General features: G+C 45.5%; 13 protein-coding genes. 5 read left to right on the plus strand and 8 right to left on the minus strand.

What is annotated here, in order from left to right:
- Nucleotides 1-59: 59 nt before the first annotated feature.
- Both GJU87_RS05775 and GJU87_RS05780 read left to right on the plus strand, forming a co-directional pair.
- The gene (locus tag GJU87_RS05775) at nucleotides 60-245 is read left to right on the plus strand and encodes a hypothetical protein (RefSeq protein ID WP_153638650.1); all 186 of its coding nucleotides are present in this window, start codon (nucleotides 60-62) and stop codon (nucleotides 243-245) included.
- 146 nt (nucleotides 246-391) lie between these two features.
- The gene (locus tag GJU87_RS05780) at nucleotides 392-583 is read left to right on the plus strand and encodes a cold-shock protein (protein WP_153638651.1); all 192 of its coding nucleotides are present in this window, start codon (nucleotides 392-394) and stop codon (nucleotides 581-583) included.
- Nucleotides 584-663: 80 nt separating this feature from the next.
- On the opposite strand, the gene GJU87_RS05785 is transcribed toward GJU87_RS05780, so the two are convergent.
- The 4 genes from GJU87_RS05785 to GJU87_RS05800 form a co-directional block, all read right to left on the minus strand.
- Complete coding sequence (locus GJU87_RS05785) at nucleotides 664-2,928, minus strand: GH92 family glycosyl hydrolase (RefSeq protein WP_153638652.1); 2,265 nt, start codon at nucleotides 2,926-2,928, stop codon at nucleotides 664-666.
- 204 nt (nucleotides 2,929-3,132) lie between these two features.
- Nucleotides 3,133-5,508, minus strand: a complete 2,376-nt coding sequence (locus GJU87_RS05790; RefSeq protein ID WP_194831454.1) for a TonB-dependent receptor domain-containing protein — start codon at nucleotides 5,506-5,508, stop codon at nucleotides 3,133-3,135.
- A 181-nt stretch (nucleotides 5,509-5,689) separates the two neighbouring features.
- The gene (locus tag GJU87_RS05795) at nucleotides 5,690-6,565 is read right to left on the minus strand and encodes a LytTR family DNA-binding domain-containing protein (protein ID WP_153638654.1); all 876 of its coding nucleotides are present in this window, start codon (nucleotides 6,563-6,565) and stop codon (nucleotides 5,690-5,692) included.
- Nucleotides 6,566-6,634: 69 nt separating this feature from the next.
- Nucleotides 6,635-7,507 carry a LytTR family DNA-binding domain-containing protein gene (locus tag GJU87_RS05800; RefSeq protein ID WP_153638655.1) on the minus strand — a complete coding sequence of 291 codons (873 nt, stop codon included), beginning with the start codon at nucleotides 7,505-7,507 and terminating at the stop codon, nucleotides 6,635-6,637.
- Between the two features lie 242 nt (nucleotides 7,508-7,749).
- On the opposite strand from GJU87_RS05800, the gene GJU87_RS05805 reads away from it, so the two are divergent.
- Nucleotides 7,750-10,521, plus strand: a complete 2,772-nt coding sequence (locus tag GJU87_RS05805) for a phosphoenolpyruvate carboxylase (RefSeq protein ID WP_153638656.1) — start codon at nucleotides 7,750-7,752, stop codon at nucleotides 10,519-10,521.
- 279 nt (nucleotides 10,522-10,800) lie between these two features.
- On the opposite strand, the gene GJU87_RS05810 is transcribed toward GJU87_RS05805, so the two are convergent.
- On the minus strand, nucleotides 10,801-11,178 hold the full coding sequence (locus GJU87_RS05810; protein WP_153638657.1) for a DoxX family protein: 378 nt from the start codon (nucleotides 11,176-11,178) through the stop codon (nucleotides 10,801-10,803).
- A 65-nt stretch (nucleotides 11,179-11,243) separates the two neighbouring features.
- Nucleotides 11,244-11,876, minus strand: a complete 633-nt coding sequence (locus tag GJU87_RS05815; RefSeq protein ID WP_153638658.1) for an NAD(P)H-dependent oxidoreductase — start codon at nucleotides 11,874-11,876, stop codon at nucleotides 11,244-11,246.
- A 123-nt stretch (nucleotides 11,877-11,999) separates the two neighbouring features.
- Between GJU87_RS05815 and GJU87_RS05820 the strand changes: the two genes are divergently transcribed.
- Nucleotides 12,000-12,377 carry a helix-turn-helix domain-containing protein gene (locus tag GJU87_RS05820; RefSeq protein WP_228491869.1) on the plus strand — a complete coding sequence of 126 codons (378 nt, stop codon included), beginning with the start codon at nucleotides 12,000-12,002 and terminating at the stop codon, nucleotides 12,375-12,377.
- A gap of 13 nt (nucleotides 12,378-12,390) precedes the next feature.
- Here the strand turns inward: GJU87_RS05820 and GJU87_RS05825 are convergent, their stop codons facing one another.
- Nucleotides 12,391-12,897 carry a GNAT family N-acetyltransferase gene (locus GJU87_RS05825; protein WP_153638659.1) on the minus strand — a complete coding sequence of 169 codons (507 nt, stop codon included), beginning with the start codon at nucleotides 12,895-12,897 and terminating at the stop codon, nucleotides 12,391-12,393.
- 237 nt (nucleotides 12,898-13,134) lie between these two features.
- Here GJU87_RS05825 and GJU87_RS05830 point away from each other — a divergent pair, with 237 nt between their 5' ends.
- Nucleotides 13,135-14,031, plus strand: a complete 897-nt coding sequence (locus GJU87_RS05830) for a C1 family peptidase (protein WP_228491870.1) — start codon at nucleotides 13,135-13,137, stop codon at nucleotides 14,029-14,031.
- A 5-nt stretch (nucleotides 14,032-14,036) separates the two neighbouring features.
- Here the strand turns inward: GJU87_RS05830 and GJU87_RS05835 are convergent, their stop codons facing one another.
- Nucleotides 14,037-15,017 (minus strand): NAD-dependent epimerase/dehydratase family protein, encoded by a 981-nt coding sequence (locus GJU87_RS05835; protein WP_153638661.1) that lies wholly within the window; start codon nucleotides 15,015-15,017, stop codon nucleotides 14,037-14,039.
- Nucleotides 15,018-15,025: the final 8 nt, after the last annotated feature.

Consider the following 15,025-nt stretch of genomic DNA (forward strand, 5'->3'; position numbering starts at 1 on the left):
TCGGAAAAACCTTCATGATTTATCCCTTCAGGAATTTATTTATTTAAACAAGAACAATAATGAGTAAAGATTTTGATATCAATAAGTGGAATAGCATTCAGATGGATCTGAAAAGGAAATATCCTCAATTGACCAATGCAGACCTTATGTGGAGGCATGAGACCAAGGATGACTTTTTTAAAATTCTGGCGGTGAAGTTGAAACTTACCCGCAAAGAGCTGGAGAAAATGATTGCCTCGCTTTGATGTTTTTTTTGATTGGTAATGGGTGTAAAATAATTTGTGAACCAGCTGATTGTATGATGTCAGGAAAATAAGTTTCGAGATTGATATCCAAATTGGGCGTGGGCTCAACTATTAGCCGTAACTTACACCGAATTAATTTAATTATCATGAACAAAGGAACAGTAAAATTTTTTAATGAAGCCAAAGGTTTTGGGTTCATTAAAGACGAAAATTCGTCAAAAGAATATTTCGTGCATTCAACCGGATTGATTGACCAGATTCGCGAGGATGATGAAGTAACGTTTGAATTGCAGGAGGGCAAAAAAGGTTTAAATGCAGTCAATGTGAAACTAGCATAGTCTGAAAATTTCAGACATTTAAAATTTTAAAGTCCCGCTTTTGGCGGGACTTTTTTATGCATTGTTGTCAGAGTTTTTGCCTATTCCGGATCGGAAAGGGAAGGAGGTAAATGTTCTTTCCCAAAGTCCGAAGGTTGGGGCCCCATAACAAACCGAAGTTTTCCTCCGTCGGCAATTTCACTGTGGCGGAACCAGGCTCTTTTGAGCGGTTGACCGTTCAGTGTTGCCGATTGGATGTAACGGTTCTTCTCCGAAAGGTTGGAGGCAATGATTTCCAGTTGTTTGCCATCACCTAAATCAAGTACAGCACGATGAAAATGTGGAGCTGTGATGAGGTATACATCCTGTCCTGCGTTAGGGTAGAAACCAACGGCGTTGAAAACCAGCCAGGCAGACATGGAACCGGAGTCGTCATTACCGGGAATCCCATCGCGAGCAGAAGTGTAATGCTTTTGGATGATATCGCGAATGCGGTCGCTGCTTTTGTATTGGTAACCGGCATAGGTGTACAAGCAGGGAGTAAAGAAACTTGGTTCGTTGTCGACGCGGTAGTTTGGGCCGGTAAAGAAAGTATCCAGCCTTTTGACGAACGTTTCCGGGCCACCGCAACTGTCAATCAGTGCCTGTGCGTCTTGTGGGACGTAAAAAGAATATTCCCATGCATCGGCTTCATAGAAGAAATTGCCCCAGCTGCCAGCTTTCGTTGTAGAGAAATTCTCGACCCACGAACCGTCTCTTCGCCTGGGCCAGATGAAACCGCTTACGCCGCTATCGTTCACTTGTCGTTGCCATAAATTGGCCCAGTTGGACGCCCGTTTACGGTATTTTTCATAGTCGGCTTCTTTGCCAAGTCCTTTAGCCACTTGGGCAATGGCCCAATCGTTAGCAGAATATTCTACAGTACGCGTTCCGGCCCGATCATAGAGTTTGGGCGTATGTAGTGTCGGAGATTTCCCTTTCGGTTCGTATTCGGCGGGTACATACCCCAACTTGATATATTCGTTAATGCCGCCGCGACCATCGGTTTGCTGGTCGCCACCGGGTGGAATTTCAGCATCTTCTACCATCGCTTCGTAACCTGTTTGATAGTCGATGCCTTTCAGTCCTTTTAGGAACGCATCAGCAACAACCATGTCGCAGTTGCTACCGCCCTGGGTACGTCCGGTCTGATTGCCGCTTCGCGAATCGGGCATGTAGCCTTCGTAACGGTAAATGTCAATCAGCGAGCGAACGATATCTCTCTCCCGGTTGGGTTGAATGAGTGTCAGCAAGGGATTCGTTGCTCTGAAGGTATCCCAGATGGCGTAGAAATCGTCGTAATATGGCTCATCGGAGTGCCATTTCGGATTCTCTCCGGTCCGGTCAACCGGCATCAGCATCGCGTGGTACATTGCAGTGTAGAAAACTTTTTTCATATCATCCGAAGCGCCTTCCACATGAATTGTATTCAACACCTTATTCCAGGTTTGAACAGCATCCTGATGTACTTTTTCAAAATCCCATCCCGGAACTTCTTGTCGCAGATTGGCCAGTGCTTTTCCGCAACTGATGAAAGAGATGCCTACTTTCACCTGAATGGCTTTTTTACTTCCATTCCCAAAAAAGAACCAGGCACCCGTTTTTTCTCCGCTATCGTATTCTGATGCCTTTTCAGGGGACGCCACGTCTCCTTTCCATGTCCCGTATGATTTGGCTGGCGTATCGAAAACGGCGGAGAAGAAAACGGTGTATTCCCCACCTTTGTTCCATCCGCCTCTTACGCGGGTGTACCCCTGAATCAGTGTATCGGAAACGACATTGATTTCTGAGCCAATAAGCTGTTGGGCTTCACCGCAACAATGGTGTTCGCCCAGCATGCTGCCAGCATCGACGAGAATACCGCGTTCGTTTGTGTCACTGAACGTGTACCGGTTAAAACCGACGCGCCTGCTGACGGTCATCTCGGCTTTGATGTCATAATTAGTCAGATCAACGGCAAAATAACCCGGACTGGCCTGTTCATTGGCTGGTTGTGATTGAATTTTTTCTGGTTGAAACGGCCCGGTGAAGGGCATTACCAGAATGTTTCCGTATTTCGGACCTCCGCCGGTTCCACTTACGTGAACATGGCTGAAACCATGAATCACGCCTCCGGGAACATAACCGGAATTGGAACTTTTATCGCCGCAATCAGGGCCTAGCTTGACCATTCCGAACGGCAGCGAAGCGCCCGGGAATACATTACCCGCACCTTCCGTTCCAATAAACGGATCGACAAATGACGTGAGTTGTTCTGTTGGAGGTTGTCCTTTTAAGGTCAATACGATGCCTGCAATCAGCATCGGGAGAAGCAAGATTTTTTTCATTACCTGTGGCTTTCTTGTTTATGGTGTTTATTAGTTTTTGTAAAATATGGATTTAAGCTTGACAGGTTTTGGTTTGGATTGGCGTAAAGGTAACGAATGGAATGAAAGGATTGTTTAGGGGAAAGTGGCCCGGAAGGCAGAGTTATCTTTTTCTAATATTCGTTGCCTCCCGGATGATTTTTCAATTCTTAACGTTTCAGTTAATTAGAATCCTTTCTTCGGAATCTGGTCAAGTTTTTCTGTTTCCCGTTGAATGGTGTGTACTTTTTTGCCGGAACTAAACTGGTAGCGGATGGAAAACCAAACCGGAACAGACGGAAGAATAACACTTCCTACAGAACGTTGATAGAAATTTGGTCCCTGGGTTTTCTCTCCGTGATAGGCGAAGGAGCGTTTGAAGGGCAAACCACTAACGATACCTAACTTAATCTTCTTTTTGATGGTTTTCTCAACCGAAATAAAGTAGAGAGCATCGGACATGTTACGAATTGTCTGGATATCGGTGGTGGGATGGTAATACTGCATCCGGAAAGCTGCAGTCCAGTCGTGTTTGAAGGATGCGATGGCTGATAACCCCACCTCATAGCTAAGTTCCTGTTTGGCTACGGTTTGGTATTGCCTGGCAATTACATTGGGGTGCGTCCAATTACTGAATACCTTCAGGTAGGGATTAAGTGCGAAGGTCTTGCCCAGCTTTAGTGCGCTGCTGATTTGTAGCCCGAGTTGTTCGACTTCTCCCGCGTTGTAAATGTTTGTTTCAAACAGATTCGAATCATTCACGAAAGTCAGTGAATTGATGACACGAGTTGATTGGTTGTAAAACAGGCGGGTCGAAAGGAAATTATTTCCCAACCTCATCGAATAATCGAGGAAGAGATCCTGACTGAATTGCGGTTTCAACCAGGGATTTCCACTCTGTAAACTAAAGGGATCGTTTTGTGACACATATGGATTCAGCTGATAGATATTGGGGCGATAAATGGAGCGCCGGTAAGAGATTTTGAGACTCTTTGTTTTTGAGAGTTGATAGTTCAATGAAGCTGAAGGCAACCACGCCCAGAAGTGACGCGTGAAATGGTCGATGAAATCATTGGTCGAGTGTTCGGCACGCAACCCGGCGTTAAGTTGAACGTTATTTTTCGCGAAAGAAAGCGAGCCGTATCCTGCAAGAATGTTTTCGCGGTAGCGGAACGAGTCAGATTGCCGGTCGGTCATCGATTTTAATATATCTTTCATTCCGGTTTCCAGCTTAAAATATTCGGTAAGCGGAGTGGTGAAATCTATTTTTATGCTGGCGTTCTGCTGCCGGGGCCTGACGATATTGGTTTGCTTTGAGGCACCACCTTCGGAAGATGAATCATAAGCGTAGGTCGTGGCGTTGTGTGCCGTGAGGTAGTAATAGCTGGCATCAACAGTCAGTTCCTGGTTGGGCTGATGGAACAGGTGTTTGTAATAAAGGGAGCCAAACAGCTTATGATTCCGGTCGTTGTCGGTTTTCTTCGCTTGCCAGTAACGATCCTGTGTTTGGTTTATCTGCGACTGTAAGGTCATTGTGCCGTTGTGCTCACTGGAATAGGGGTTGTAAAAGGTATAGAGGTTGAACTGGTTTTGTTTGTTCATGAAATAGTCGATGCCGAAATTAAACCGGTGCGACCAGTTGTTTTGCATTACGTCCTGCTGCGAGGTAATGGTAGTTGTTTGCTGTGGCTTACTAATTTCACGGTAGCTGTTATTAACGATGGGGAAATTACTGACCTGTCCGCTGTAAGATGTTTGCAGGCTGAATTTTTTGCCACCGTAATTGAGTCCGTATCCCGGGAAGATATAGACGACATTTTGGGAAGTCGGTATTTCGCCGTGCACGTAACCATTAATGCCGGTTTCCCTGTGTTTCAAAATGATGTTGATGACGCCGGAGACGCTGGCATCATACTTCGAGCCGGGCATGGTGGTTACTTCAACTTTATCGATCTGGCTGGCGTCGAGTTGCCGGATGAATCCCGTATCGCGCTCTTTGCCGTCGACAAGCAACAGAATGTTCTGGTTTCCTTCAAGAGAAAGATTTTGACTGAAATCAAGTTGTACGCCCGGAACATATTTCAGCACATCAAGGCCGGTGTTCGATGCATCTTCCATCTTCTTATTGATGAAATAGGTCGTTTTATCCGGTTCGGTTTTGGCTTTGATGCGTTCGCCGATTGCTACTGCTTCTCCTTCTCCTAATTTGACGGCGATTTCCCGCAAGAGAATGGTTCCCGCGTGATAGTCTTCCTGGTTCGTTAGAACAATCGTACGGTTTACGGTTTGATACCCCATGAAGCTAACGCGAAGGTTGTATTTGCCCGAAGCTACCTGCCTGAGTGCAAAGTGCCCATCGGTTCCGCTCACGGTTCCGGTTATTAATGATGAATCGCTGGTGGTGTAGAGCGATATGGTAGCATACGGTATCGATTGCTCGCTTTTGCCATCCTTCACCTGACCAGTGATGGAATGGGCCCATAGGTTCTGAAAACTGATCATCAGGATGAGCATAAGATAGACGACTTTTTTGCTCTTTTCGGAGATAATGAATTGTGTCATGGTTTCCTGGTTTTTGAAATTTTGCGTGTTATTCTTCATGCAAATTGAGGAAACTCCTTTTCACCTTCCAAAGAGTTGGGGTACACAGCAAGAATTTGTGACAAGTGGTCGGAAAGGCCTGTTAAATCAGTTGAAATGTGTGATGAGTGACAAAATTTTGTGACCAATGGAAACAGTTGAATTAGCCTTTGAACGGGTAAAGTTCATCGAATTTGGCCACATTCTGACGCGATACCGGGATTTCAGTGGAAAGGCCTTCGACAGTTATGCGGTAGCCCGAGGTGTTTCCATCCTTCCCGGTAACCTTTTCCAGATTGACGATGAAAGATCGGTGTGTCCGGAAGAAACGCGTTTGAGATGTTAACTGGTTTTCTATCTGACTAATTGAGTTACGAATGATTTTCTTCTTTATTTCATTTTTTTCCTGTAGGTAAAACACTACGTAATTACCATCCGATTCGGCATACAGAAACTGGCTGGGATAAAATTCCAGTGTTTCTTTTTTCAGTTTTGATTCAATTTGAATCAGCTCTTCCGCTGCGTCAGGTGAGGGAGTACTTGTTCCGGAAGCAGAAAAACTTATCTCACTATCGTGATGAATTTTATTTGAAATGTTGATAATCATAGAAAACAGGAAGGGGAGGCTGCCAATTAGATAAGCGTTTTTCACAGAACCAAGAAAATTTCTGAATGTCCACTGCGGAATTTGGGGGTCAATAAAAAACTGAATAACGAAAATTCCAATGCTGACGCCCAGTAATATGAATACCACCGCGGTAAACTCCTTGATGAGTGTCCATTCCTGTTCATTACTAAAATAGGGAAACAATCGAATCAGTCTGACAAACGAGAAATCGGCAAAACCAGCTGTAGCACAGTAGAGTCCCATTAATTGAGGATATGTATAGAGTTGTGTGCCGTGGAATTCAAGTGGATCATACATCAGGGTAAAAAGGAAGGAGAAGCTCGCAAGGACAATGGCTCCACTGAGTGGATATTTTATGAGGTAATTCTTCGGAAATTTTCCAGTGAGCCGATGATAAAAGCGCCTTTCCATTCAAACAGGGATTCGTCGGATTTCTTCTGCTCCCAAAGATATTGAATTTTGTTTTAGACCAAAGATGGCTCACTCATTCGGGCTTTTCCAGACTTCATCAAACCGGGCCGTGTTTTGTCTGGATACCGGTATTTCATCTTTTACGCCATGGAACTTTAGTCGGTAACCCGAAGCATTTCCCTGCTTCTGGAATACTTTATCCAGATGAACAATGAACGAGCGATGTGTACGGAAGAAACGAGGTTGATTGGCCAACTGTTCTTCTATCTGGCCAATAGAATTACGGATGATCTTTTTCCGAATTTCCTTTTCATCCTGAAGATAGAAAACTACATAATTACCATCTGCTTCGGCATACAAAAACTGACTGGGATAAAAAGCCAGTTTTTCTTTTTTCAATTTCGATTCAATTTCAATTTGCTCCTCCGTTGTTTCAGGCTTGGATGTTTCGGTGGGGGAGCCATACAGGGATGATTTTCTTCCGGGAAGCTGGTTCAGGTGAATGATCGTGAAAAAGGAGAAGGGTAGAATGCCCACCAGAAAAGCACTTTTTACTGAATTCCAGAAGGTGGCCAAATTCCATCGGGGAGCAGCTGGCTCAATGACAAAGGCAAACAAATAGATGCTGACACCCATGCCCAGCACAACTAGGAAAATGGCTACCAACTCTTTGAAGAGTGTCCACTCTTCGATACCTGAAAAATACCGAAAAACCTTTAGTAGCCATATGCACAGTGTGGCTCCCAGGGCTGCCACCACGCTGTAAATGGCCATGGTCTCCCCATAGGTCAAATTTCCTGTGCCGTGGGAGCGAAGTGGCTGATAAATGAGTGCAAAAAGGAACGTAAATAAAACGAGTATCAGAAATCCTCTGAGAGGATATTTCAGAATATAATTTTGCGGAAATCTTCGGTTTAGCCAGATGTAAATACGACTCTCCATGGTCTGTTTTTTCAGTAATACCAAAGGTATTCATTTTTATGTTTTGCTAAAACGAATGTTTTTGGTGTCCTGCTTTTATTGTCATACCCTGAAACACCGAATTAGCTGTAAATAAGTGATAAATTGAACCTGTCGTGGTGATATTGCTTACATTAATTCAGCTTTTTGTAGACTCTATTTTCAATTTGTATTGAACTGTTCATTATTTCGGATGTTTAGTTCGGTAGTAAATTGTGATGACTATGAAAACTGTATTCACCGAAGTGAGGAACGCGCTGGGAAGGCCTTATGAAGATTTGGATTTTTTGCTGATTTGCTTTCGCGAAGTGCTCGAAGAGAGCGGCAAACAGGATATTGTTCCTTACATTCCCTGGATTAGTTCCGATGAACAACCTCCCGAAGAAGTACTTCTGAGTAACGATTACATTCACATGCTTTCAATGAGCTTTCAACTGGTTAACCTGGTTGAAGTGAATGGAGCTGTTCAAAGCCGGCGAGCCAGGGAAGATCGGGATATGAGTTCGGTTAACGGATTATGGTCAGCGAATTTCAAATTGCTGAAGGAAAAAGGAGTCACGGAAGACCAAATTCTGGAAGTATTGCCCAATGTGCTGGTCGAGCCTGTATTGACAGCACATCCTACTGAGGCAAAACGGACCGTAGTGTTACAGGAATACCGCCGGTTGTACCTGTTGTTGGTTCGTCGTGAAAACAAGATGTACACCCACATCGAACGGGAGGATATCCGCGATGAGATCAAACAAATTCTGCACCGGTTGTGGAACATCGATGAGATTTATATCGAAAAGCCCCGGTTGGAGTCGGAGCTCGATAATATTCTGCACTACTTCACGAATGTTTTCCCAGACGTCGTGGTATTTCTGGATAAGCGGTTGCGGCAGGCCTGGCGAGAATCCGGATTTGATGTAGCTAAGCTGAATGATACTGATTTGTTTCCGGGATTGTCGTTTGGAAACTGGGTAGGAGGTGACCGTGACGGCCATCCGCTGGTAACGCCCGAAATTACCCGGATGACGCTGAATAAACTGCGTATTCATGCCTTTGTGATTGTCAAGAAAGAGCTGCTCACACTGGCCCAAAAGCTGAGTATTTATATCAGTTTGCACGGAGCCGGCGAAGTGTTTGCCACACGGTTAGGGCAGTTGGTTTCAGATTTGGGGGCGTCAGGAGAAAAGGTGCTGAAGGAAAACCAAAACGAGATATTCAAAGCATACGTCATGTTGTTGCTGCACAAGTTGCCTATCGATGTTACACAGGAATACAACATGGCACTGGAAGATGCTGAAAACCGGTATCGCTCCTCCGAACAACTGGTCGTTGATTTAGACATTCTCTCACAGGAACTGGAAAGTTTCGGCATTCCCGAAATTGCACACGTCGATGTAGGACGATGCAAGCGACTGCTCAATGTATTCGGTTTTCATCTGGCGCAGCTCGATATTCGTCAGAATAGTCAGTACCATGAAAAAGCGCTGGAACAGTTAGTTGCTGCGTCTTTGGGCGTGGATGTCGGGTCAGAATCACTTGCTGAACAAAAAGACAAACGTCAGTTTTTGGATGCAGAATTGAAGATGAATCGCCCGTTTTTGCTGGAACATTCTGGAACCGGCAACGAGGCACGCAATGTCGTCGAGACACTACAGGTCGTGAAGAATCACATCGGTCGCTATAGCTCACGCTCCATTGGTAAGCTCATCATCAGTATGACCCGAAATGCCGAAGATTTGCTCACGGTTTACCTCTTCATGCGCGAAGCTGGACTCACGATTGAATACAACAATGCGCTGGCAGCCAAACTGCCGGTGGTACCGCTTTTCGAAACCATCGGTGACCTGAAGGCCAGCCCGCAGATTCTGGACGACTATCTGAGCCATCCGGTGGTGAAGAACAGTCTGGAGCTGCAGCGCGAACGTACTAAAGCCAATGCCCTCTATCAGGACGTGATGGTCGGGTACAGCGACAGTAACAAAGATGGTGGTATTTTGGCCAGCTCGTGGTTTTTGAATGAAGCCCAGCGCCATCTCACAGAAGTGGGAAAGAAGCATGGAGTGATCGTCCGGTTTTTCCACGGTAAGGGAGGAAGTATCAGTCGTGGTTCAGGGCCGTTGCACTGGTTCATCAAAACCTTGCCATACGGTTCCATTAACGGACAATTCCGGGTAACCGAACAGGGCGAGACCATCGAGCGGAAATATGCCAACCTGGTTAACGCGGCTTACAACCTCGAGTTGATGCTGGCGAGTGTCACTGCACAGACAGCGTTGCACAAGTTTCTTCCTTCCGGGAATGGAGATGTGGCCGGTTTGTTCCGCAAGTTGGGAGAGCGCGGACAGTATTATTACCATGAGTTGATTTCGGATCCTGATTTCATTCAATTCTTCTCGCAGGCTACTCCCATTGATGTGATTGAATCGAGTAAGATTGGCTCGCGACCGGCCCGTCGTACGGGTAAGCGTTCCATCGAGGATTTGCGGGCCATCCCGTGGGTATTCAGCTGGGCGCAGTCGCGATTCAATATTACCAGCTGGTTTGGGGTGGGCTCTACGCTGAAAGAGATGCAGACCAACGATAAGGAGGAGTATGCGAAACTGTGTGAGTTAGTAAAATACGATCCCTTCGTGCGGTATGTAATGACCAATCTCGACTCGAGTCTGGCCTCGACCGATGAACGTATCATGGCGAAATATGCTGCCCTGGTAGAAGATGCCGATGTCCGGGAACGGATGATGACTAAGATGGTAACCGAGTTCGAGTTGACCCAAAATATGCTTTCTGATCTGTTGAAAATCCCCATTCATGAACGCCGGAAGAATCACTATTATTCCACCATGCTTCGTGCAGAAGCCCTGGCACACCTACATGATGCGCAGATTGAGCTGCTCAGCAAATGGCGGGCTGCTAAAAAGGACAACCTTCCGGATGAAGACCAGTACCTCTTCGCGCTCCTTCAGTGTGTGAATGCCATTGCCAATGCATTGGGAACGACGGGATAATGACTCTGAAATAGTGACGTTTTTAAGAGATTAAAAGAGGCTGTCCAATTTTACTTTTGGGACAGCCTCGTAATGCTTGGACGGAGCTAGAACGAAGGAACGACGAAGCTACAGCGAAGGAACAAAATGCAATATTGTAATGTCTTAAATTACGAATGGTGGCTACTTCTTTTGTGCATCTGTCATAAAAAACGGATGAAAAGCCGAAGCTTTCCATCCGTAACATGAATAATCCTCAGGTACTAACCTGTAAGGTTGAACGTATGTTGCGAAAAGATACTAGCTCAATGCAGTTTTTAACTGCGTTTTCCGGTAGAACAAATAGGAAACCGCCAGAATAGCCAACGCAATAACCGGCATAATGGCTACCGAGCTCGGGTCACCACTGGATGTGTGAGCGACAAAAGCCGACACGAACGTGATGGTAAATCCGGCGTAGGCAAATTGCTTGAACAATGCGGGAATCATCGGGACAAGTAGTACGAGTGAACCGAGAATCTTGGCAATTGCTAATTCCACACGGAAATAACCAGGAAAACCGAGGTGCACAAACGCGGCTTTCATATCTGGGTTGGTCAAATAACTGTATGCACTAAAGAGCATGAACAGACTCAAAAAAGCCGTCGAAATCCAGTAAATAATCTTGTTTGTTTTCATATCTATACAAAGGATTAAGATGAATAATTCTGTTTGGCAAATAATCCGACCATCCCGAAGTTTTTCTAATTCAGCTCGATAAATAGCTGGTCTTTCGGCGTACGTACCTTTTTCATATTCACCAGCCAGTCGTTGTTTTCGTCGCGGTAACCCAGCGGCAGAATTGTTACACTGCGCAATCCTTTTTCTTTCAGGTTGAGCAACTCATCCATGGCAGCAGCGTCGAAACCTTCCATCGGAGTGGCATCTACTTTTTGTTCAGCGGCAGCAGCAATGGCCAATCCAAAGGCGATATATGCCTGCTTGGCAGCGTGGTGGAAGTGCCACTCTTCCGGCATTTGTGAGTACATGCCCCACAGCCGTTCCCGGTAGGCATCCATCGCTGTCTCGGGCAAACCACGTTCTTTAATCGTACGGCTGAATACCTCTTTGATTTTCTCTTCGGTATAATTTTCCCAGGCGGCAAAAACCAAAACATGTGATGCATCGGTAAGTTGACTTTGGTCCCAGGCAATCGGTTTCATCTTCTCTTTCAGTTCTTTATTGCTAATCACCAAAACCGAGTAGGGTTGCAGCCCTGAGGAAGACGGCGCCAACTGGGCGGCTTCCAGGATATATTGTAGTTTTTCTTCAGGAACGGCTTTGCCATTCATTTTCTTGGTGGCATAACGCCATTTCAGGTTATCATTTAAATTCATGGTAATTTTTTTTAGACCAATTAAAAACAAAGGCAAAAATACACTATGTTTGCTATCGAAAAGTAACTACTATACTAAAGTATACCGGTATACCGAAGTATAGTGTCAATAAATTCAGTGGTTATGGCATGTGATGCATCAGTATTAGCCGAGGTGAAATTGTGTTCCGGCAACTATGTGATGGCAGTGAACGACACGATGAATGTCATCAGTGGCAAATGGAAACTGCCGATTATCGGTTCATTGCTTTATGGAAAAAAACGATTCAAAGAGTTGGAGCGGGATATCGCAAAAATAACACCCCGCATGCTTTCGAAAGAGTTAAAGGATCTGGAGATGAACAGCATTGTGAAACGAACAGTGCACAACACCATCCCGGTAACGGTGGAGTATGAATTGACTGAATCGGGCCGCCGCTTTAAAAATGTGTTGGATGTAATGGTGGAGTGGGGACTTGAACACCGCCAGGATGTGATGAGTGAAATTACAGGCGGGAAATGAGTTTCAAACTGAACTAACATTTGATAGCATACTCTAGAAACTCCTGTCCATCCGAAGTAAACCCGATTTTGACCCTCTTCATGCCACATTTCTCGGAAACGAGAACCGAAGCTTGATTGGCTGCATACATCCGGGCAATTAAGCGTTCTGTTTTCAGGGTACTAAAAGCATAATCGATTAAGCCCTGGCAAATCTCCGTCCCGTAACCTTGTTGCCAAAAAGCGAAGTCGATGATGTAGCCCAGCTCCAGTACCGATAAATTGTCGAAGGAATTAAACAGACCAGCCTCACCGATGATTTGGTTGGTATCTTTTAATTCTACCGCGAATATGCCGTAGCCATTTTTTATGTGTTGGTTGAATTTTCGATACTTCCTGGAAAGCTGTTCTTTCGACCAGCGATAGTTGCCATCGGAAACATATTGCATGTTTTCCTTCCGGTTGTAGATGCGAAGAAGGTCGTTGAAGTCACTTTCTTCTACATCGCGAATGTTTAATCGGGCCGTTTTGAATCGAAGCATCAGTTAACTTTTTGTCTGGAATAAAAGTATAAAGGATAAGTGAATATCGATCGTTTGTTTTGTATCTTATTGGTATCGGGTACGATAAATTGTATATTTACTGTTCATCCCACATTCTTTTCCATTCTCTCAACCTTTTACCAGAGGACAGTCTGATTTTTTTTAAGCTGTTTATATCCACCCTATTAAATAACCAGATAAGAGGAGGAAGGAAAAATGTATGCAACGTACAAACAAGTGAAATTAGCTGAGACCAATCAGTTGGTTGGCACCGGATGGTTGCCGCCGTTGCCCGATCTGCGGGACTATACCGAAAAGAAACCGGAAATAGCTGCTATGGCTAAAAAGCTGAAACTGCCGAAAGGAAAAGAGTTGAAAGCGCTTCCTGCTAAAGTTGATTTGCGGGAATGGTGCTCTCCGGTGGAAAACCAGAAAAATCTGGGGGCATGCACGGCACATGCGGCAGCCGGAATTATTGAATATTTCGAGAAAAAAGCGAACAATAAATATATCGACGCATCGAGGCTGTTTATTTATAAAACTACGCGAAACCTGATGCAAGTAACGGGCGATACCGGAGCCTGGTTGCGAAACACCATGGGGGCGCTGGTTCTTTGCGGTGTCCCGGACGAGAAATTCTGGCCTTATACGGATGCTAAACCGGAGTTCGATAAAGAGCCGGGTAGTTTTGTGTATGCCATTGCCGATGATTACAAAGCGATGAAATATTTCTGCCACGATCCGCAGGGTGCTAATATTCAGGGGGATGATGTCTTGCTTGGTGTGAAGAAATACCTGGCGGCGGGAATCCCTTCGATGTTTGGCTTCTGGGGATTTGCCTCGTTTGATTCGTGTGATGTAGTTGGTGGAATTCCATATCCGTGTCCGGGAGAACAGGCAGAATGGGGACATGCCATTGTAGCGGTTGGTTACGACGACAGCAAGAAACTGAAGAATACAAAGTGCAATAAAACCACGACGGGTGCGCTACTCATCCGGAACTCGTGGGGAGCAACCTGGGGTGAGCAAGGCTACGGCTGGATGCCCTATGATTATGTGACGAATAAACTGGCCACCGATTTCTGGTCGTTACTGAATATGGCCTGGGTGGAAACCGGTCAGTTTGGGATTTGAATGGATTAACTGAGCATGTCCTTACTCCGGAACCATTGGACCGCTTCTTTTATTGCCTGCTTAACCGGACGAAAGGTCATGCCCAGTTGTTTGCTCGCTTTCTCGTTGTTGTAGTAATTGTGTAAGCAAAGGCTCCGCATATTGACGGACGAGAAACTGACCGGGTAGTTGACAAAACGAAGCAGATCGCCAAGATATCCTGCTGCGATTAACATGAATTTGGGAATCGGTATCAGAACTGGGTTGCGTTCGGTGAGTTCTGCCAGTTGACGAAAGAATTCCCGGTAGGAGAGGTTTTCATTGGCCAGGAGGTATGCTTCGCCGGCAATTCCATTTTCCAGTGCCCGTACGGTTCCTTCGGACACGTCGGCTACATGTACGAAGTTTTTCCCTCCCGGCGGATAAAAAATGACCGGTTTGTGGTAGCCCATGAAAATGATTTGTCCGGAGCTGGGTTTTCCGTCGTAAGCGCCTAGCATAAATGTCGGGTTGACGACTACAACTTCCATTTGATCCCGGTAGGTCAAAACCCGCATTTGTGCTTCCTGTTTGCTTTTTGCGTAGAAAGAGGAAGTAAATGGGGCTTTCATGGGAGTCGTTTCGTTTCCGGGATTTTCCTTGCTTCCGTAACCAAACGCATTGGCTGAACTGACGTAAACGAACCGTTTGATTTTTGCTTCGATTGCCAGCTTGACGAGCTCTTCGGAAGCCTGAACATTCACTTTTTCATAAGCATCATAACGGAGGAAGTTTTGAGCCGTTAGCGCTGCCACATGAATGACTGACTCGCATCCTGCTAAAGCATTTCTTACGGAAGGAGAGTCGGTGATATCGCTCTCGATGAGCTCGAGATTCGGGTGAGCGGGGTATTGAAACTTTCGGCGGTTACGCAACAAGCCTTTTACCTGGTACCCGTTCTCAAGTAATTCGATGATAATGTGGGTGGCCAACAGACCATTGGCACCGGTGACTAATATGGTTGGCATACATCTTC

This window comes from Prolixibacter sp. NT017 (genome assembly GCF_009617875.1).
Taxonomy (GTDB): domain Bacteria; phylum Bacteroidota; class Bacteroidia; order Bacteroidales; family Prolixibacteraceae; genus Prolixibacter.